Here is a 17,434-nt window from a genome sequence, read left to right on the forward strand (position 1 = left end):
AAGGATAAAACAGGCTTACCCACAGACCGGCGCAATGCTTACTACTACTACTATGTATTAATAACTACATTAGAAGAATAGCCAATACAACAAGTCCGCAAACCAGGGGAGGGGGTGTAAAACCTGGCTTGCAGGGTGTATTGCTACATTTTTCATAGCTTTCAACGCAGGCTATCACTGCACAAAACCCCGATTTGTCTGTTGTATTGAAAATCTTGCGTAAAGTGCGTCCAGGGTTTTGCCAGCCTGGCTTACGCCGCCAGGGCTGGATAGTCGGTATAGCCCTCGGCACCGCCACCATAGAAGGTAGCCTGATCAGCCGGGTTCAGCGGCGCGTTCTCGCGCAGGCGGCGCACCAGGTCCGGGTTGCTGATGAAAGGCTTGCCAAAGGCCACTAGATCGTCTCCATGGCGCACGGCCTGCTCGGCCAGGGCCTTGGTGAAGCCGTTGTTGACCATCCAGGCCGCCTGGCCGCCGGCATCGCGGTAGGCGGCTTTCAGGGCTGGATAGTCAAACGGACGGTCTTCCAGTACCCGCGGGCCGCCGGTCGCGCCTTCCACCACATGTACATAAGCCAGGCCCAGCGGCCCCAGCGCACGCACCACGTACTCGAACAGCGGCTGCGGATCGGGGTCGTGGATGTCGTTGGCCGGGGTGACCGGCGAGATGCGCAGGGCGGTGCGGCCGCCGCCGATCTCGCCGGATACGGCGCGCATCACTTCCAGCAGCAGACGCGCACGGTTTTCGATGCTGCCGCCAAAGTCGTCGGTGCGCTGGTTGGCACCGCGCTTGAGGAACTGGTCGAGCAGATAGCCGTTGGCCGCATGCACTTCCACGCCGTCAAAGCCCGCCTCGATGGCGTTGCGTGCCGCATGGCGGTAGCTTTCGACGATGCCGGGCAGCTCCTCGGCCAGCAGCGCGCGTGGCTGCGAGGTTTCGGCAAACTGGCCTTTGCCGTCCTTGACCAGATAGGTTTTGCTCTTGGCGGTGATGGCGGATGGTGCCACCGGTGCCTGGCCGCCGGGCTGCAGGTCTACATGCGAGATGCGGCCCACGTGCCACATTTGCACCACGATCTTGCCGCCGGCGGCGTGTACCGCGCTGGTGACGCGCTTCCAGCCGTCGAGCTGCTCGGTACCGTACAGGCCGGGCACGTCGGCATAGCCCTGGCCTTGCGGGCTGATGGCGGTGGCTTCGGTGATCAGCAGGCCGGCGCTGGCGCGCTGCGCGTAGTACTCGGCGACCAGGGGGGTGGGGATGGCATTGGGCGAGCGGTTGCGCGTCAGCGGGGCCATCACGATGCGGTTCGCCAGTTGCAGGCTGCCGGCTTGTACCGGGTCAAACAAAGAAGTCATGCGGGTTTCCTGTCAAAAAATGCAGGGTAAACCCAAATAAAAAGCCTTGTCGGATGCGCCTAAGCCGGCGCTGTGCTAGGTTGGGTGGCGATTTCCAGCTGGGTTAAATAGCGCATCGCGTGGTCGTTATGGCTGCCGCACATGTCCAGCGCCGGCTGCAGCTGGCCGCAGACCGCCGGGCGCTCGGGCTGGCCAAAAATGCGGCACAGGTTGGCCGCATCCAGCTGTACGCAGCGCACACCCGCAGGTTTGCTGATGCCATTGACCACCGGCATGCCGGGGATGGGTGAGCTGATGCTGGGTGCAATACAGCAGGCACCGCAGCCGGAACGGCATTCCATGGTTATGCTATGGATTTGAGAGCTGCTGGCGCTGCTGAAATAAGCGCCAGCGGCCGATTAGGCGTGTAACTTCTGGGCCGCCCAGAGCACCTGGTCGACCACGGCCTGCACGCCGGCGCGGTGTGCGTCCTGCTTCAGGCTGCCGTCTTCGGCAAAGGCTTCGAAGGCCCGGGCCAGGGCGAATTGCTTGGGGGCCACCCAGCACTGCATGTTCATCATCAAGGGCGTCAGATGGCTGAGCGAGCGCAGGCCGCCCAGGCCGCCGGGCGAGGCGCTGAGCAGACCGACCACCTTGCCGCTGAAGGAGCGGAAGCCGTCCTTCCACACCGGGTCGGATTTCACCGGACTGGAGGCCCAGTCGATGGTGTTCTTCAGCAGCGCGGTGTAGCTGCCGTTGTATTCGGGCGCGCAGATGATCCAGGCCGGGTGCTCGAACATCAGCTGTTTCAGGCGCATTACATCGGGCGGCGTGCCCTTGGCTTCGAGGTCGGCGTTGTACAGCGGGATGTCGAAGTCGGCCAGTTCGATATGGCTGACCCGGGCCCCGGCGGCGGTCGCCAGCTGTGCCGCGGCGTGGGCGAGCTGGCGGTTGTACGACTGTTGGCGGGTGCTACCCGCGAAGATGAGGGTTTTCATGGGCCGATTTCACCACAGCCCGGGCTTCGCGGTAGGCCTTGGGTGTTTGCCCATGCTGGGCGCGGAAGGTGTGGATGAAATAGCTGGCATTGGCAAAGCCGCAGGCCCAGGCGACTTCTTTCACCGCCAGCGCGCTCTCGGTCAGCAGCCGGGCGGCGCGGGCCATGCGCATGCGGTTGATGTAGGCCACCAGGGCCTCCTGGGTTTGTTGGCGGAACAGGTGCGACAGGTAGTCGGCGGTGCAGCCGCATTGGCTGGCCAGGCCGCGCACGCTCAAGTCCTGGTCGCCCAGCTGGTTCTGCACCAGCACCCGCAGCTTGCTGACCCAGCCGGATTCGGGCGCGGCCTGCGGGTCGGTAGCGGCCAGGGCTTGCAGCACGCCGGCAGTGGCGGCGGCCAGCAGGGCGCGCACCTGGGTACTCTGGGTGCTGGCCCAGGCCGGCGCATCGCCCTGGCCGAGCCGGGCCGCATCGGCCAGCCAGTCGTGGATATGCCGGGCCTGCGGGTGCTGGCGCATCTCCAGGTGCTGTATGCCGGGCCGGCCGGCGCTTTTTTCATAGGCCAGGTGGCAGGTCAGCGCATGGGCTTCGGCATAGACCACCAGGTTGGCAAAGTCCTGCCCCGGCGCGGCGCGCACTTTTTCGGAGTGCAGCAGCTGGGGCGGCATCAGCAAGGCCTCGCCCGGACCCAGGGTTTGCGTGCCGTGGGGAAATCGGAAGTCGGTCCAGCCGCTGGTTTGCAGAAACAGCTCGGGGCCGACGTGGAAGTGGCCTTCGCCGCGCGCTACCGGCGCCCCGCTGGGCAGGTGCACGACCAGGCTGCCGGCCATGGCGCGCTGCAAAAAGTCCGCCAGATGCCCGCGCATGGCCTGGGCATTCGGGCCGCCGGCAGGGGCCGAGGGGGTGGTTTGCAGGCAGGAGCTGGCTTGTAATCGGACATCCATGTTTTTTGCTATTGATTGCGGATTTTTGGCAGATATTGCGCTTGGTGGGCTGCGGACTGCGGCTTAAAGTTTCGATCCATTAGGGCTAGCAAGCCTATATCCGCCCCCCAAGGAGACTCTCAGTGAAAACCCGGATTTCTGTCATCGTCTGGAACGAATACCGCCATGAACGCGAAAACGCCATGGTCGCGGCCATCTACCCCGAGGGCTTGCACACCACCATCGCCCAGGCCTTGCAAGCCACGCCGGGGCTGAACCCCGGCGCCTTGCCGCTGGATGTGGGCACCGCCACGCTGGACGAGCTGGAGCACGGCCTGAGCGAAGAGCGCCTGGCGAATTGCGATGTGCTGGTCTGGTGGGGCCACAAGGTGCACAACCTGGTAGACGATGCCGTCGTCGACCGGGTACAGAAGCGCGTGCTCGAAGGCATGGGCCTGATCGTCTTGCACTCAGGCCATTTCTCCAAGATTTTCCGCCGCATGATGGGCACCAACTGTTCGCTCAAATGGCGTGAAGCACACGAGAAAGAGCGGTTGTGGGTGGTCGAGCCCTCGCACCCGATTGCCGCCGGCCTGGGCGAATATTTCGAACTGCCGAACGAAGAGATGTACGGCGAGCGCTTCGACATTCCGCAGCCCGACAGCACGGTGTTCATCTCCTGGTTCGAGGGCGGCGAGGTGTTCCGATCCGGCTGCTGCTGGGAGCGCGGCCACGGCCGGATCTTCTACTTCCGCCCCGGCCACGAGGCCTACCCGACCTACCACGATAGCAATGTGCAGCGCGTGATTGCCAATGCCGTGCAATGGGCGGCGCCGCGGGTGAACATCGTTGATGTGTGCCCGAATGCCCAGCCTTTGGAGCCGATCAGCTTCAAACCCGGTTTCACCAATGTCGGCATTACCCAAACCCAGGCGGACTTGGTATGAGCGAAGTAAAAAAACTGCGCGTTGGCGTGATCGGCCTGGGCATGGGCCGGGCCCACATCCAGGGCTGGCAAGAGCATCCGCAGGTGGAAGTGGTGGCCCTGGCCGACCCCGATGCGGCGCGCCTGGCCCTGGTGGGGGATGAGTTTGCGGTGGCCGGCCGCTACGCCAGCGCCGAGGCCATGCTGGCCGTGGAGCCGCTGGACGTGGTCAGCGTCTGCACGCCGAACAAGTTCCACAAGCAGCTGACCCTGGCCGCCCTGGCTGCCGGCTGCCATGTGCTGTGCGAAAAGCCCATGGCCATGGACGCAGACGAAGGCCGCGAAATGCTGGAAGCCGCCAAGGACGCGGGCAAGCGGCTGATGATCAACTTCTCGTACCGCTTCAGCGCGGCCTCGCGGGGCCTGAAGGCCCAGGTGGATGCGGGCCTGTTCGGCGACATCTATTTCGGCCGCAGCGTCTGGCACCGGCGCCGCGGCATGCCGGGCTTTGGCGGCTGGTTTGGCACCAAAGCGCTGGCCGGCGGCGGGCCGCTGATCGACCTGGGCGTGCACCGCCTGGACCTGGCACTGTGGCTGATGGGCTACCCCAAACCGACCTGGGTGATGGGCAGCAGCTACAACGCCATCGCCAGCCCCTTGGCGGAGAAGGCCGGCAAGACCTTTGACGTGGAAGACCTGGCTGCCGGCTTCATCCGCTTCGAAAACGGCGCCACGCTGGTGCTAGAGGCCTCCTGGGCCGCGAATATCCAGGAGGAGGAGCTGATGGAGACCCGGCTGCTCGGTACCAAGGCCGGTTTGCTGCAGAAGAACCTGGATGGCGGCTATACCTTCGACGCCCATGTGTTCACCGAGGTGAACGGCGCGCCCGTCGATATGCACCTGTGCCCGCCGACCAAGCTGGCCCCATCGGCCATGTTCGACTACGCCGAGGCGATTTTGACCGGCCAGCCACACCCGGCGGATGGCGAGCAGGGCCTGGTGGTGATGCAGATTCTGGACGCGTTGTACGCCAGTGCGCGCAACGGTGCACCGGTGCAGATCCAGGCTTAACACCAGCGGTTTACCATGCCGCATGAACGATCTGAACGCCCTGCAATCCATGGGCCTGACCCTGCCCAGCCCGGCTTACATCCTGGGCGCCATCATTTTTGGCCTGGTGGGTTTTGCGGCGTTCCGGCAGGGGCGTAAGGCCTCCAGGCGCGACCTGAGTTTTGCGGGCCTGGGCTTGATGCTCTACCCCTACGCCGTGGCGCAAACCTGGTTGCTGTGGCTGGTGGGCGCAGCCCTGACGGCCTGGGTGGTCTGGAAGTGGAACTGATCCGCAGGGCGGGGGCTCCTACCGGCCATTACAGTCGGGCCGGTATGCATATCCAAAAAAGTTTCTGTGTCTTCTCGGCCGCCGCGGCTTTGCTGCTGGGCGGTTGTTCCACTGCGCCCAGAGCGCCCGAACCATCTGCGGCCAGCACGGTACCGTCACGCCTGTCGCCCGAGCAGGCGACCGACATCACCATCTACGCGCTGAGCCTGGTCGGCACGCCGTACCGCTATGGCGGCAACACACCGGATGCGGGTTTTGACTGCAGCGGCCTGATCGGCTACGTGTACCAAAACCGCGCTGGCCTGAAGCTGCCGCGCACCGTGGCCCAGCTGCAAAGTGCCGGCCAGGCCGTGCCGCGCGAAGAGCTGCGTTCCGGCGACCTGGTGGTGTTCGGCCGCGGCACCCATGCGGGTATTTACGTGGGCGAGGGCCGGTTTGTGCATGCGCCGTCCAGTGGCGGTGAGGTGCGCTTGAATCCGCTGGATTCCGGCTACTGGGCGACGCAGAAAATGGCGTTTCGCCGGCCCTGAGGTGCGGCTGTCGGTTTCACGTGAAACCGATCCGGGGCTGCCATCTATGCGCAACCGGGCTTTAGGACTAGACTGGGCTTGGTTCCACCGGCGTGCCCTGCGGCCACATCATGAACATCAACGACTTCGTCAAAGCCCAATCGGTGGCCCTGTACCTGGGCAGCCGGAGCCGCGCGACATCGGGCAGTGCGGCCAGCACCGGCCTGTCGGCGCAGCCGGGCTTCCAGCGCGTTGAAAAGCGCATCCAGGCCCAGGTGGACAGCACTACCGCCCAGCTGTCCTCGTTTGGCAAACTCAAATCGGCGTTGTACGACACCCAGGTGGCGGCGCGCGCGCTGGAGGGTGTGGCTGCGGCCAGCCCTACGGCCGCGGCGCTGCAAACCGCGGTGCGCAATGTGGCCACGGCCTTCAACAGCGCGGTCGAGGCCGCCAAGGCCACGGCCTCCAGCCAGAACGCCAGCCGGCCCGGCAAAGACCTGGTGGCCGCGTTGAGTACCAACCTGCCCATCACCGATGCGCTGAAAAGCCTGGGTTTCAATTTGGGCCTGGACGGCAAGCTGGTGCTGGACCGCAGCGCCTTCGACACCCAGTACAAGGCCGACCCCACCGCTGCTCTGGCCAGCCTGGCCACGCTGGGCCAGCAGGTCTATGCAGTAACCAGCAAGGCGCTGGGCGCCGAGGGTTCGCTGGGGCTGGCGCTGTCGTCGCTGAACCAGCAGTCGAGCATCCTGAAAACCCAACAGGCCATGCTGGCGTCTCTGGGGACTATCGGCAGCAACAGCAGCAGCAACACCTCTAGCCAGACCAGCTACGGCAACGGGGCCTACGATTTCGGCCTGGCCGCTTACCGCAAGAGTTTGGCATCAAATACCTAGCCAACGCAGGTAGTACCAGCGCCAGGCGCTATTAAAAATATAGTTTCAGTCTTTGCGCCGGTACAGGTACCAGGCGGCCAGCGCGGTGAACACCGCCACCATCGAGACGATGGCCATGAAGCCATGCGGGTACTCGGCCAGCGGGATGCCGCCCACGTTCATGCCCAGCAGGCCGGCAACGATGTTGATCGGCAGGGCCAGCACGGTGACCATGGTCAGGGTGAAAACGCTGCGGTTGGTCTGTTCGCTGACCTGGGCGGCGATTTCTTCCTGCAGCAGCTTGATGCGCTCCTTCAGCTCCGACATGTCGCGGATGGTCAGCGAGAACTCTTCGGTGGCCTGGCGCAGCTCTTCCAGGTCGTGCTCGCTGATCCAGGGTGGCGGCAGCCGCAGCAGGCGGAACAGCGCCCCCGGCTCGGGCGCCAGCAGGCGCTGCAGCCGCACCAGCACGCGGCGCAGCTTGCCCAGGTCGGCGCGCCGGTTCTGCAGCCGGCCGACCAGGAACTTGTCTTCGATCACATCCACCTGCACCGTGGCGTCGCGCACGATGCGCACCAGCACGTCGCCCTGCTCCTGCAGCAAGGTGTTCAAAAAGGCCACCGAGGAGGGCAGGGGCTTGCCGCTCTTTACCGCGGCGCGCATCCGGTCTATCGAGCGCAGCGGGTGCGAGCGCGCGCTGATGGCCATGTGCGGGCCGACGTTCAGCCACAGGCTGGCGATCTCGGCCGGGTCGAAGGCGAACTCGTAGGCCACGTCGTTGACCACCGCGATCAAGGTGTCGTGCGCGTCCTCGATGCGGGTTGAGCGTGAGCCTTCGTGCAGGGCTTCGAAGAACTCGGGCACCACGTCTAGCTGCTTGCGGATGCAGGCCTCGGCCGCCGCGTCGCTGAGGTTGAAGTGCAGCCAGACAAAGTCGCCCGCGGCCTTGGCCTCGCCATTGCGCAGCCAGGCCGTGGCTTCCGCCAGGTCGATGGGCTGGCCAGGCGCGCCGTTTTCAAACCTGTAGCCGCACAAAAGGCCGTTCTTGTCGGAGCCGTAGCTAATGTCCATGGTGCAGCAAGCGCCTGTGAGCAAAGCGACAAGTCTCTTGCAGTACGGTGACAGTTGTGTGACAGAACCCGGTTTAATTGAGAAGAAAAAGGCTGCTAGCGCAGACAGTACCTGCGCTAGCAGCTATGAAATACATAGTATTCAAGCAGTCGTCTTGGCGGGCAGCACGCGCTTGACCAGGCTGACCACCGCCAGCACGGCGGCGCCGGCCAGCACGCCGGTAATGCCGTCCAGCAGCAGCGGCGCCAAGGCGTGCAGCAGCGGGCCGATGCCGGCTATGTTCGCAGCCTGTTGCGTGAGCGCTTCCACCAGGTGGTGCAGGGCCGGCCAGCCGTGCGTCAAAATGCCGCCGCCGACCAGGAACATGGCGGCCGTGCCGACGACCGACAAGGTCTTCATCATCCACGGCGCAAACACCAGAATCCCGCGGCCCAGGCTGCGCTGGAAGGCGCTGGCCTGCTGGCTCAGGTACAGGCCGGCGTCGTCCAGCTTGACGATGCCGGCCACCAGGCCGTAGACGCCGACCGTCATGATCAGCGCAATGCTGCTCAGCACCGCCAGCTGGGTGCTGAAGCCGCTGTCCTGCACCGTGCCCAGGGTGATGGCGATGATCTCGGCCGAGAGGATGAAGTCGGTGCGCACCGCGCCCTGGATCTTGTCCTTTTCCAGCGCCACCAGGTCGACTGCCGGGTTGGCCACGGCCGCCACCAGGGCTGCGTGCTCGGCCGCGTCGTCCTGCGCGCTGTGCAGGTATTTGTGCGCCAGTTTCTCGAAGCCCTCGAAGCACAGAAAGGCGCCGCCGACCATCAGCAGCGGCGTCACCGCCCAGGGCGCATAGGCGCTGATGGCCAGTGCCGCCGGCACCAGGATCAGCTTGTTGCGCAGCGAGCCTTTGCACACCGCCCAGACCACCGGCAGCTCGCGCTCGGCCTTCACGCCGGTGACCTGCTGGGCGTTCAGCGCCAGGTCGTCGCCCAGCACGCCGCTGGTCTTCTTGGCCGCCACCTTGGTGAGCAGGGTCACGTCGTCCAGGATGGAGGCGATGTCGTCGATCAGGGCGAGCAGGCTAGAGGCCATGGAGCTGGGTCTTTACTAGAGGGTCGCCGCACCATGCAGCGGTATTGGCCGGATTGTCGCTGGCGTGGCGAATCGGTTGCGCAAAGGGATCAAAAACTTATACAAAACAAGGCGCTAGCGCAGGTAAATGCTGCGCAGACAGCTACCAAATAAATAGCAAATCACCTTGGCGCATGCGGGGCTTATTTGGCCCGGCCCTTGGCCGCGCGCTCGTACTTGCGCCAGTAGGTGAACGGGTCTTCGTGGACCTCGATGTCGACCTCCATGATGCGCGCCTGCAGCCGCTCCTGCACATCGGCCACGCCCTGGTTGTAGACCAGCGGGCCGATTTCTTCGAGGAAGAAGCCGAGCAGCGCGCCGGCGGCGATGTTGCCAATCTTTTCTTCCATGTTCTCCTGGAAGTAGCGCTCGATCGAGGCAATGGCTTCTTTGCGTGCGTCTTTGGGGATTTCGATGGTCATGGGCGTAGTGGGTCAGGGTTGGCGCATCAGCGCGCGTTTGGAGGAGATCTGCACGGTGGTGGCGGCCATCACCGCAATGCCGAATGCCCACGCCATGGGCAGGCGCGGTAAAGCGACAGACAGCGTAAAGCAGAACGCCACGGCTGCATACTGCCCCGTGACCATCGCCTTCAGCAAGGTGGCGGTAAAGGCCGGCCCCTGGCTGCGGTGCGAAAACACCGCCAGGACGGTACCCAGGACGGGGAACACCGCCAGCAAACCGCTCCAGCCCGGACCTACGTAGGCGGCGCTCAGGGTTACGGCCACCGTCAAAAAAGCACCTGCCAGCATGCGCAAGCCCAATTCCACCGTGCTGAGCGGACGGGCGCGCACGACGGCCGTGCTGCGCGGAAAGCAGCGCGGTGCCGTCAGCAGGGCGAGCAATGCCGCCAGCAGGGCCATGGCCTGCGTCAGCGGATAGGCCGACAGGCACAGCGCGGTCGCCGTCCAACCCCCTAAACCCAGGGCCATGGACGCTTGCCAGGGCAGGCGTTGCGCCGCATGCGCATAGGCCAGACTGAAGGCCACCGACGCCAGTACTGCCGACAGCGCCGCCGTCGCCGCGCGGGCGGTGAACGGAATGCCATGCTCTATGGCCAGGAAGAACAGGATGGGGCCGGCGACCACCGGTAGCCCGGCCAGCCAGCCGGCAATCGCCGGCCCCCAGCGTTTACCGGCCAGCGTGACCAGCAGCAGAAATGTGGGGACCAACAATAGTTTGAGAGTGAGCACAGTAGAAGAGGGAGGTGGTGTCAGGCCAGCGGGAATGCCGGCTGTTGCAGGGACGGGTGAGATGGGACGGCTTGCTTTAGGGCATCCAGGGCGCCGCGGATGGTCTGCGAAACGGCTGGATCGGCCAGCATGCCGTCTTCGCTGAGCTGCGCGCCCAGCAGCGGGATGCTGATGGAGGCGGCTTCGACCATCTCGGCCGACATGGTTTTCAGTATCTCGCGCAGTGCGGCATCGGCCAGGTGGGCGCGCGGCGAGGCGTTGAGTACGGCCACCGGCTTGGCGACGAAGGGCTCGAAGCTGACCAGCCAGTCCAGCGTATTCTTCATCGCGCCGCTGATGCCGTGGGCGTACTCCGGGCTGGCGAGCAGCAGCGCATCGGCGGCTTGGACCTCGGCGTACAAGGCGCAGACGGCGGGTTGCTGGGCCGGGTCCAGATCGGGGTTGAACAGCGGCAGCTGGCCCACACAGTGGCTGACGTGGACCTGCACATCCGGTTCAGCCAGGCGGGCGGCGGCGCGCAGCAAGCTGCTGTTGATGGAAGCAGCGCGTAGGCTGCCAGACAGGGCAAGGATGTGCATGGGACCAGAGGGGGAATGGGGAATCGGGCGCCGGGGGCCAGAAACGGTCCGGCCCACTAAAATATACAACCCCCAGCTTGAACCCTGCACGCCGTCCCTTTCGGGGCATTCTGCGCCGACGCGTCCGTGCAATCCGAGTAGGGCGCTTGAACCGATAGAGGAATGTGTATGTTGTACCCCCAGGAATTTGATGTGATCGTGGTTGGCGGCGGCCATGCGGGCACCGAGGCCGCGCTGGCCGCTGCGCGCATGGGCAGCAAGACGCTGCTGCTGACGCACAACATCGAGACCCTGGGCCAGATGAGCTGCAACCCGTCCATCGGTGGCATCGGCAAGGGCCATCTGGTGAAAGAGGTGGACGCACTCGGCGGCGCGATGGCCTTGGCCACCGACGAAGGCGGCATCCAGTTCCGCATCCTCAATTCCAGCAAGGGCCCGGCCGTGCGCGCCACCCGCGCCCAGGCCGACCGGGTTTTGTACAAAGCCGCGATCCGCCGCATGCTGGAGAACCAGCCGAATCTGTGGCTGTTCCAGCAGGCGGTGGACGACCTGATGATAGAAGGCGACCGCGTGGTGGGCGCCGTCACCCAGGTTGGCATCCAGTTCCGCAGCCGCACCGTGGTGCTGACGGCCGGCACTTTCCTGGACGGCAAGATCCATGTGGGCCTGAACAACTACGCCGCCGGCCGCGCCGGTGACCCGCCGGCGGTCAGCCTGAGCGCACGACTCAAGGAACTCAAGCTGCCGCAAGCCCGGCTGAAAACCGGCACGCCACCGCGTATCGACGGCCGCAGCATCGACTACAGCAAGCTCGCCGAGCAACCCGGCGACGGCATGCCGGGCGGGGTAGGGGACCAGATTCCGGTGTTCAGCTTCATGGGCAAGCGTTCCATGCATCCGGCGCAAATGCCGTGCTGGATCACCCATACGAATGCGCGCACCCACGAGATCATCCGCTCGGGTTTTGACCGCAGCCCCATGTTCACCGGCAAGATCGAGGGCGTGGGCCCGCGTTACTGCCCGAGCGTGGAAGACAAGATCAACCGCTTTGCGGATAAAGAAAGCCACCAGATCTTCCTGGAGCCCGAAGGCCTGACCACCCACGAGGTCTACCCCAACGGCATCTCCACTAGCCTGCCGTTCGACGTGCAGTACGACCTGGTGCGCTCCATGGTCGGCCTGGAAAACGCCCATATCCTGCGCCCCGGCTACGCCATCGAATACGACTACTTCGACCCGCGCAGCCTGAAAAGCAGCTTTGAAACGCGCCAGATCAACGGCCTGTTCTTCGCCGGCCAGATCAACGGCACCACCGGCTACGAGGAGGCGGCGGCCCAAGGCTTGTTCGCCGGCATCAATGCTGCGCTGCAATGCCGGGGTGAAGCCAGCTGGCTGCCGGGCCGCGACCAGGCCTACGTGGGCGTGCTGGTGGACGACCTGATCACCAAGGGCGTGACCGAGCCCTACCGCATGTTCACCAGCCGCGCCGAGTTCCGCCTGCAGCTGCGCGAGGACAACGCCGACATGCGCCTGACCGAAGCCGGCCGCCAAATGGGCCTGGTGGACGATGCGCGCTGGGAGTCATTCAACCGCAAGCGCGATGCTGTTTCACGTGAAACAGAACGCCTGCGTGGCCTCTGGATCAGCCCGAAGAATCTGGCGGCCACCGAGTCCGAGCGGGTGCTGGGCAAGGCCATCGAACATGAATACAGCCTGGCTGAATTGCTGCGCCGGCCCGATGTGAGCTACGGCCAGCTGATGACCTTGGCCGATGGCAAGTTTGCGGTGGAAGAGTTTTCTGCCGCTGTTCCACGTGAAACAGCCGAGGCCGATTTCGTTGCAGCGGTGTTGGAGCAGGTAGACATCAACGCCAAATACTCAGGCTACATCGAGCGCCAGAAGTCCGAGATCGACCGCGCCGCGCATTACGAACACCTGAAGATTCCGGCCGACCTGGACTACCTGGCCGTCACCGCACTCAGCTATGAAGTGCGCCAGACTCTGAACAAGCACCGCCCGGAAACCCTGGGCCTGGCTTCGCGCATGACCGGCGTGACACCGGCAGCGATCTCGCTGCTGCTGGTGCATTTGAAGAAAATGGGCTGGAAGGACCGCCCCACGGTAGAAGAGGCCGTTCTGTGAGCGACCGTCTGCGAACCCTGACCCATGCCGCCGAACAACTCGGCCTGGCTTTATCGACCGAGCAGCTGCAGACCTTGCTGCGCTACCTGGACCTGATCCTGAAGTGGAACAAGGTCTACAACCTGACGGCGGTGCGCGACCCGGACGAGGCGCTGACCCACCACTTGATCGACAGCCTGGCGGCCGTGCCGCCGCTGCAAAAGCATCTGGCGACTTTGGCGCCGGGTGCGTGCTTGCTGGATGTGGGCTCGGGTGGTGGTCTGCCCGGCGTGGTGTTCGCCATCTGCTGCCCGGACCTGCAGGTGAGCTGCGTGGACACGGTGGGCAAGAAGGCCGCGTTTGTGCAGCAGGTGGCGCTGGAGTTGAAGCTGCGCAATCTGCGCGGCGTGCATGCGCGGGTAGAAAACCTGAAGGAAAAGTTCGAGGTGGTGAGCTCGCGGGCCTTTGCTTCGCTGCTGGATTTCACCACCTGGTCGGCATCGAGCCTGGCAGAGCAGGGCGTTTGGTTGGCCATGAAAGGCAAGCACCCGGACGCTGAACTGGCAGTTTTGCCCGCCACGGTGGATGTGTTTCACGTGGAACAGCTGGCTGTGCCGGGCCTGGATGCCGAGCGCTGCATTATCTGGATGAAGATTAAAAACGCCGTCGCGTAAACTCGGCTCCTCACACGCGAGGAGTTTTCCATGTTTGGCATTGCAAATTACGGCGCATTTGTCGCTGCCATCATCGTTTTCTTGATGATCCCCGGCCCCGGTAATCTGGCCTTGATCACCTCTACCAGCAAGGGTGGTATCCGTGGCGGACTTGCCGCGACCCTGGGTGTGATCCTGGGCGACCAGGTGCTGATGTGGACTGCGGTGGCGGGCGTGGCCGCTTTGTTGGCCAGCTATCCGGTGGCTTTCGCGGCAGTGCAGTGGGTGGGTGCCGCCTACCTGGCCTACCTGGGTTTCAAGATGCTGCTGGCCAAGGCCGGCGACGCGCCGATTCTGAACATCAAGCCCTCCCACTTTCTGCGCCAGGCCTTGATGATTACCTTGCTGAACCCCAAGGCCATCGTTTTCTACATGGCCTTCTTCCCACTGTTCGTCGACCCCGCACAGCACCGCGGCCTGCTGACCTTTGCGGTGATGGCGTTGACGATTGCCGCACTGACCTTTGCCTACGGCCTGGTTGCTACCTTGCTGACCCATTTTCTGGCCGAGCGCATGCGGGCCAACCCGGTCGTGTCCCGCGCGCTGAACAAGCTGGCGGGTGTGTTTCTGATCGGCTTTGGCGTCAAGCTGGCTCTGTCTAAATAATCTGCGTCGAAAGTATCCATGGCCAAAGTATTCTGTGTAGCGAACCAAAAGGGCGGTGTCGGCAAGACCACCACCACGGTGAATCTGGCCGCCGGTTTGGCCAAGGTTGGGCAGCGGGTACTGATGATCGACCTGGACCCGCAGGGCAATGCCACCATGGGCTCGGGCGTGGACAAGCGGACCCTGGAGCTGACGGTGTACGACGTGCTGCTGGAATCGGCCAGCATCGCCGAGGCGCGGGTCAAGTCGGAGAAGTGCGGCTACGACGTGCTCGGCTCCAGCCGCGAACTCAGCGGCGCCGAGGTCGAGCTGGTGGCCATGGAGCGGCGCGAAAAGCGCCTGCGCGCCGCCATCGAGGCCGTGGCCCAGGACTACGACTTTGTGCTGATCGACTGCCCGCCTTCTCTGTCGATGCTGACCCTGAACGGCCTGTGCGCCGCCAACGGCGTGATCGTGCCCATGCAGTGTGAATACTTTGCGCTCGAAGGCCTGACCGACCTGGTCAACACCATCAAGCAGGTGCATGCCAATCTGAACAAGGACCTGCAGATCATCGGCCTGCTGCGCGTGATGTTCGACCCGCGCATCACCTTGCAGCAGCAGGTCAGCGACCAGCTGAAGGCGCACTTCGCCGACAAGGTGTTCAACACCGTGATCCCGCGCAATGTGCGCCTGGCCGAAGCGCCCAGCTACGGCCTGCCGGGCGTGGTGTTCGACCTTTCGGCCAAGGGCAGCGTGGCCTACGTCGATTTCGCCGAAGAAATGGTCTTGCGTATCAAAACCATGTAACAAATACGCCGTTGGCGCAGCTACTACCTGCGTAAGCAGCTACTAAATCAATAGCAAATGACATCTCCACGCGTACTCTTGCTGCCTGGCTGGCAAAACTCCGGGCCTGGCCACTGGCAAACTTTGTGGGAAACCCATTTTGGCGACTTGCGGGTCGAGCAGCACGACTGGATGCAGCCGCTGCGAGGCGACTGGATCACCCGCCTCGAAGAGGTAGTGCAGCAGCAGGACAGCCCGGTGTTGCTGGCCGCGCACAGCCTGGGCTGCCACCTGGTGGCGGCCTGGGCAGCGGTGTCGGGCAGCCTTGGCAAAGTGCAGGGCGCTTTGCTGGTGGCGCCGCCCGACGTGGCCCAGCCGGATTTCCCGCCGCAGCTGCACCGCTGGGCCCAGCCAGTGCTCAGCGCGCTGCCGTTTCCGGCCGCGCTGGTGGCATCCACCGACGACCCGTATTGCAGTTTTGAAGCCGCGGCCGGGTTCGCCGGGCATTGGGGCGCGGCCTTGCACAACATCGGCGCGCGCGGCCACATCAATGCCGAATCCGGCCTCGGCGACTGGCCGCAGGGCAGGGCGCTGGTACTGAATCAAAAATAGAAAGCACATCGATATGGCAACCCCCAAACGCAAAGGCCTGGGCATGGGCCTGGATGCTCTGCTCGGCCCCAAGGTGCAAGACCCGGTGCCGCAAGAGCCCGGCCTGCCCACCGAGCTGCTGCTGACCGAGCTTGTCGCCGGCCAGTACCAGCCGCGCACCCGCATGGACGAGGGCGCGCTGTACGAGCTGGCCGAGAGCATCAAGGTCCAGGGCATCATGCAGCCCATCCTGGTGCGGCGCCTGACCAGCGGCGACAACGCTGGCAAGTACGAAATCATCGCCGGCGAACGGCGCTTCCGCGCGGCGCGGCTGGCCGGTCTCGACCGGGTGCCGGTGCTGGTGCGCGACGTGCCCGACGAATCCGCTGCCGCCATGGCGCTGATCGAAAACATCCAACGCGAAGACCTGAACCCGCTGGAAGAAGCCCAGGGCCTGCAGCGCCTGGTGAAGGAATTCGGCCTGACCCACGAACTGGCGGCCCAGGCCGTGGGCCGTTCGCGCAGCGCCGCCAGCAACCTGCTGCGCCTGCTGAACCTGGCCGAGCCGGTGCAAACCATGCTGATGGCCGGCGACCTGGACATGGGCCATGCGCGGGCCCTGCTGGCGCTGGACAAGGCCTCGCAGATCACCGCCGCCAGCCAGATCGCGGCCAAGAAGATGTCGGTACGCGAGGCCGAGGGCCTGGTCAAGAAGCTCAGCGCCGAGTTCTCGCTGACCCCTTCGCCCAAGCTGCAAAAAGAAAAGTCGCGCGACCTGAAACGGGTTGAAGAAGAACTCTCCGACCTGCTGATGGCGGACGTAGAAATCAGCATCAAGAAGCGCGTCAAGCGCCACGGCAAGATCGAGGAAATGGGCCAGCTGACGGTGCAGTTCGGCTCGCTCGACGAGCTCAATGGCCTGATCGACAAACTCAGCCGCGGCGCCGCCCGCTAAGCCCATGGCCCGCATGCCATGGCCTTTGCCGTGGCCGCTACCGGCGCTGCTGGCCTGGGGCGGCGCCTGGGCGGTGTTTGTGCTGCTACTGCAGCTTGGCCTGCCAGGCATGGTCGCCCTGCTGCTGGCGACGGCCTGTGGCGCTGCCTGCAGCCTATGGGGTGCGACCTGGTGGCGGCGCGGGCTGATCGCCGCGGGCTTTCCGCTGTCGCTGGCCTTGTCCGGCACGCTGGCGCTGCCGGCCTGGGCCTGGCTGCTGCCGCTGGCCTTGTTCTTGTTGGTCTACCCCTTGAATGCCTGGCGCGATGCGCCCCTGTTTCCGACCCCGGCCCAGGCCTTGCAGGGCCTGGCCGCTGTCGTACCCCTGGCGCCGGGCGCGCGGGTGCTGGATGCGGGCTGTGGGCTCGGCCATGGCCTGCAGGCGCTGCGCTTGGTCTACCCGCAGGCCCAGCTGCACGGCCTGGAATGGAGCTGGCCTTTGCGTGCGGCCTGCGCGCTGCGCTGCCCCTGGGCCCGGGTGCGCCAGGGTGACATCTGGCGCGCCGACTGGAGCAGCTATGCGCTGGTCTACCTGTTCCAGCGGCCCGAAAGCATGCCGCGCGCGCTGGCCAAGGCCCGCGCCCAGATGGCGCCGGGCAGTTGGCTGGTGAGTCTGGAGTTCGAGGTGCCGGGTGTGCTGGCCACCGGCCGGCTGGAGGCCCCGGACGGTCGACCGGTATGGCTGTACCGGGTGGCGTAATACAGCAAAAGTTGCTTTCTTTTTCCTCAATATGGGTGATGAAGGCCGACAACCGCATCGTTAGAATTGCGCCGGAATTCA

21 protein-coding genes are annotated in these 17,434 nt (G+C 64.7%); 12 read left to right on the forward strand and 9 right to left on the reverse strand.

All coding sequences use genetic code 11. The annotated features are described in order from the left end of the window. Positions 1–251 precede the first annotated feature (251 nt). The 4 genes from J2X19_RS17395 to J2X19_RS17410 are packed head-to-tail and all read right to left on the reverse strand — an operon-like array spanning position 252 to position 3,275. Positions 252–1,355, reverse strand: a complete 1,104-nt coding sequence (locus J2X19_RS17395; RefSeq protein ID WP_310375075.1) for an alkene reductase — start codon at positions 1,353–1,355, stop codon at positions 252–254. Between the two features lie 59 nt (positions 1,356–1,414). Further along, positions 1,415–1,696, reverse strand: a complete 282-nt coding sequence (locus tag J2X19_RS17400) for a YkgJ family cysteine cluster protein (protein WP_310375078.1) — start codon at positions 1,694–1,696, stop codon at positions 1,415–1,417. A 57-nt stretch (positions 1,697–1,753) separates the two neighbouring features. Further along, positions 1,754–2,332, reverse strand: coding sequence for an NADPH-dependent FMN reductase (locus tag J2X19_RS17405; RefSeq protein ID WP_116607651.1), 579 nt, complete (start codon positions 2,330–2,332; stop codon positions 1,754–1,756). Next, positions 2,307–3,275, reverse strand: coding sequence for an AraC family transcriptional regulator (locus tag J2X19_RS17410; RefSeq protein ID WP_310375081.1), 969 nt, complete (start codon positions 3,273–3,275; stop codon positions 2,307–2,309). Before J2X19_RS17410 ends, J2X19_RS17405 begins: the two co-directional genes overlap by 26 nt. A 122-nt stretch (positions 3,276–3,397) precedes the next feature. Between J2X19_RS17410 and J2X19_RS17415 the strand changes: the two genes are divergently transcribed. The 5 genes from J2X19_RS17415 to J2X19_RS17435 all read left to right on the forward strand — a co-directional run bounded on the left by J2X19_RS17415 (position 3,398) and on the right by J2X19_RS17435 (position 6,923). After that, entirely contained in the window at positions 3,398–4,201 is an 804-nt protein-coding gene (locus J2X19_RS17415) for a ThuA domain-containing protein (protein WP_310375083.1), read from the forward strand. Then, positions 4,198–5,250: a Gfo/Idh/MocA family protein gene (locus J2X19_RS17420; protein ID WP_310375085.1), complete on the forward strand. Its 1,053-nt coding sequence runs from the start codon at positions 4,198–4,200 to the stop codon at positions 5,248–5,250. The genes J2X19_RS17415 and J2X19_RS17420 overlap by 4 nt, the downstream gene beginning before the upstream one ends. Before the next feature lie 22 nt (positions 5,251–5,272). Then, entirely contained in the window at positions 5,273–5,518 is a 246-nt protein-coding gene (locus J2X19_RS17425; protein ID WP_310375087.1) for a hypothetical protein, read from the forward strand. Positions 5,519–5,562: 44 nt separating this feature from the next. Then, entirely contained in the window at positions 5,563–6,048 is a 486-nt protein-coding gene (locus tag J2X19_RS17430) for a C40 family peptidase (RefSeq protein ID WP_116607647.1), read from the forward strand. 110 nt (positions 6,049–6,158) lie between these two features. Further along, positions 6,159–6,923, forward strand: coding sequence for a hypothetical protein (locus J2X19_RS17435; protein WP_310375089.1), 765 nt, complete (start codon positions 6,159–6,161; stop codon positions 6,921–6,923). Between the two features lie 45 nt (positions 6,924–6,968). Here the strand turns inward: J2X19_RS17435 and J2X19_RS17440 are convergent, their stop codons facing one another. The 5 genes from J2X19_RS17440 to J2X19_RS17460 form a co-directional block, all read right to left on the reverse strand. Further along, entirely contained in the window at positions 6,969–7,973 is a 1,005-nt protein-coding gene (locus J2X19_RS17440) for a transporter (protein WP_310375091.1), read from the reverse strand. Between the two features lie 141 nt (positions 7,974–8,114). Continuing rightward, a complete protein-coding gene (locus tag J2X19_RS17445; RefSeq protein WP_310375093.1) occupies positions 8,115–9,050 on the reverse strand; it encodes a DUF808 domain-containing protein in 936 nt (311 codons plus the stop codon). A gap of 182 nt (positions 9,051–9,232) precedes the next feature. After that, the gene (locus J2X19_RS17450) at positions 9,233–9,511 is read right to left on the reverse strand and encodes a DUF2164 domain-containing protein (RefSeq protein WP_116607643.1); all 279 of its coding nucleotides are present in this window, start codon (positions 9,509–9,511) and stop codon (positions 9,233–9,235) included. Between the two features lie 12 nt (positions 9,512–9,523). After that, positions 9,524–10,261 (reverse strand): hypothetical protein, encoded by a 738-nt coding sequence (locus J2X19_RS17455; RefSeq protein ID WP_310375096.1) that lies wholly within the window; start codon positions 10,259–10,261, stop codon positions 9,524–9,526. A 41-nt stretch (positions 10,262–10,302) separates the two neighbouring features. Further along, positions 10,303–10,860, reverse strand: a complete 558-nt coding sequence (locus J2X19_RS17460; protein ID WP_310375098.1) for an NADPH-dependent FMN reductase — start codon at positions 10,858–10,860, stop codon at positions 10,303–10,305. Positions 10,861–11,028: 168 nt separating this feature from the next. Here J2X19_RS17460 and mnmG point away from each other — a divergent pair, with 168 nt between their 5' ends. The 7 genes from mnmG to J2X19_RS17495 are packed head-to-tail and all read left to right on the forward strand — an operon-like array spanning position 11,029 to position 17,353. Next, positions 11,029–13,002 carry a tRNA uridine-5-carboxymethylaminomethyl(34) synthesis enzyme MnmG gene (gene mnmG / locus J2X19_RS17465; RefSeq protein WP_310375100.1) on the forward strand — a complete coding sequence of 658 codons (1,974 nt, stop codon included), beginning with the start codon at positions 11,029–11,031 and terminating at the stop codon, positions 13,000–13,002. Beyond that, positions 12,999–13,655: a 16S rRNA (guanine(527)-N(7))-methyltransferase RsmG gene (rsmG, locus tag J2X19_RS17470; RefSeq protein WP_310375103.1), complete on the forward strand. Its 657-nt coding sequence runs from the start codon at positions 12,999–13,001 to the stop codon at positions 13,653–13,655. The genes mnmG and rsmG overlap by 4 nt, the downstream gene beginning before the upstream one ends. A gap of 30 nt (positions 13,656–13,685) precedes the next feature. Continuing rightward, positions 13,686–14,300, forward strand: coding sequence for a LysE family transporter (locus tag J2X19_RS17475; RefSeq protein ID WP_310375105.1), 615 nt, complete (start codon positions 13,686–13,688; stop codon positions 14,298–14,300). Positions 14,301–14,318: 18 nt separating this feature from the next. After that, positions 14,319–15,089 (forward strand): ParA family protein, encoded by a 771-nt coding sequence (locus J2X19_RS17480; protein WP_310375107.1) that lies wholly within the window; start codon positions 14,319–14,321, stop codon positions 15,087–15,089. 57 nt (positions 15,090–15,146) lie between these two features. Continuing rightward, positions 15,147–15,680: an RBBP9/YdeN family alpha/beta hydrolase gene (locus J2X19_RS17485; RefSeq protein WP_310375109.1), complete on the forward strand. Its 534-nt coding sequence runs from the start codon at positions 15,147–15,149 to the stop codon at positions 15,678–15,680. A 13-nt stretch (positions 15,681–15,693) separates the two neighbouring features. Then, entirely contained in the window at positions 15,694–16,614 is a 921-nt protein-coding gene (locus J2X19_RS17490; protein WP_310375112.1) for a ParB/RepB/Spo0J family partition protein, read from the forward strand. Between the two features lie 13 nt (positions 16,615–16,627). Then, positions 16,628–17,353, forward strand: coding sequence for a class I SAM-dependent methyltransferase (locus tag J2X19_RS17495; protein WP_310375114.1), 726 nt, complete (start codon positions 16,628–16,630; stop codon positions 17,351–17,353). Positions 17,354–17,434 lie beyond the last annotated feature (81 nt).

The sequence above is a fragment of the Rhodoferax ferrireducens genome (assembly GCF_031458075.1).
In the GTDB taxonomy this organism is placed as follows: domain Bacteria; phylum Pseudomonadota; class Gammaproteobacteria; order Burkholderiales; family Burkholderiaceae_C; genus Rhodoferax_B; species Rhodoferax_B ferrireducens_A.

What these genes read in the sequence shown, in the direction of transcription:
- J2X19_RS17395 (WP_310375075.1), bottom strand. Translation starts at nt 1,355, where the DNA reads ATGACTTCTTTGTTTGACCCGGTACAAGCCGGCAGCCTGCAACTGGCG.
- J2X19_RS17400 (WP_310375078.1), bottom strand. Translation starts at nt 1,696, where the DNA reads ATGGAATGCCGTTCCGGCTGCGGTGCCTGCTGTATTGCACCCAGCATC.
- J2X19_RS17405 (WP_116607651.1), bottom strand. Translation starts at nt 2,332, where the DNA reads ATGAAAACCCTCATCTTCGCGGGTAGCACCCGCCAACAGTCGTACAAC.
- J2X19_RS17410 (WP_310375081.1), bottom strand. Translation starts at nt 3,275, where the DNA reads ATGGATGTCCGATTACAAGCCAGCTCCTGCCTGCAAACCACCCCCTCG.
- J2X19_RS17420 (WP_310375085.1), top strand. Translation starts at nt 4,198, where the DNA reads ATGAGCGAAGTAAAAAAACTGCGCGTTGGCGTGATCGGCCTGGGCATG.
- J2X19_RS17425 (WP_310375087.1), top strand. Translation starts at nt 5,273, where the DNA reads ATGAACGATCTGAACGCCCTGCAATCCATGGGCCTGACCCTGCCCAGC.
- J2X19_RS17430 (WP_116607647.1), top strand. Translation starts at nt 5,563, where the DNA reads ATGCATATCCAAAAAAGTTTCTGTGTCTTCTCGGCCGCCGCGGCTTTG.
- J2X19_RS17435 (WP_310375089.1), top strand. Translation starts at nt 6,159, where the DNA reads ATGAACATCAACGACTTCGTCAAAGCCCAATCGGTGGCCCTGTACCTG.
- J2X19_RS17440 (WP_310375091.1), bottom strand. Translation starts at nt 7,973, where the DNA reads ATGGACATTAGCTACGGCTCCGACAAGAACGGCCTTTTGTGCGGCTAC.
- J2X19_RS17445 (WP_310375093.1), bottom strand. Translation starts at nt 9,050, where the DNA reads ATGGCCTCTAGCCTGCTCGCCCTGATCGACGACATCGCCTCCATCCTG.
- J2X19_RS17450 (WP_116607643.1), bottom strand. Translation starts at nt 9,511, where the DNA reads ATGACCATCGAAATCCCCAAAGACGCACGCAAAGAAGCCATTGCCTCG.
- J2X19_RS17460 (WP_310375098.1), bottom strand. Translation starts at nt 10,860, where the DNA reads ATGCACATCCTTGCCCTGTCTGGCAGCCTACGCGCTGCTTCCATCAAC.
- mnmG (WP_310375100.1), top strand. Translation starts at nt 11,029, where the DNA reads ATGTTGTACCCCCAGGAATTTGATGTGATCGTGGTTGGCGGCGGCCAT.
- J2X19_RS17475 (WP_310375105.1), top strand. Translation starts at nt 13,686, where the DNA reads ATGTTTGGCATTGCAAATTACGGCGCATTTGTCGCTGCCATCATCGTT.
- J2X19_RS17480 (WP_310375107.1), top strand. Translation starts at nt 14,319, where the DNA reads ATGGCCAAAGTATTCTGTGTAGCGAACCAAAAGGGCGGTGTCGGCAAG.
- J2X19_RS17485 (WP_310375109.1), top strand. Translation starts at nt 15,147, where the DNA reads ATGACATCTCCACGCGTACTCTTGCTGCCTGGCTGGCAAAACTCCGGG.
- J2X19_RS17490 (WP_310375112.1), top strand. Translation starts at nt 15,694, where the DNA reads ATGGCAACCCCCAAACGCAAAGGCCTGGGCATGGGCCTGGATGCTCTG.
- J2X19_RS17495 (WP_310375114.1), top strand. Translation starts at nt 16,628, where the DNA reads ATGCCATGGCCTTTGCCGTGGCCGCTACCGGCGCTGCTGGCCTGGGGC.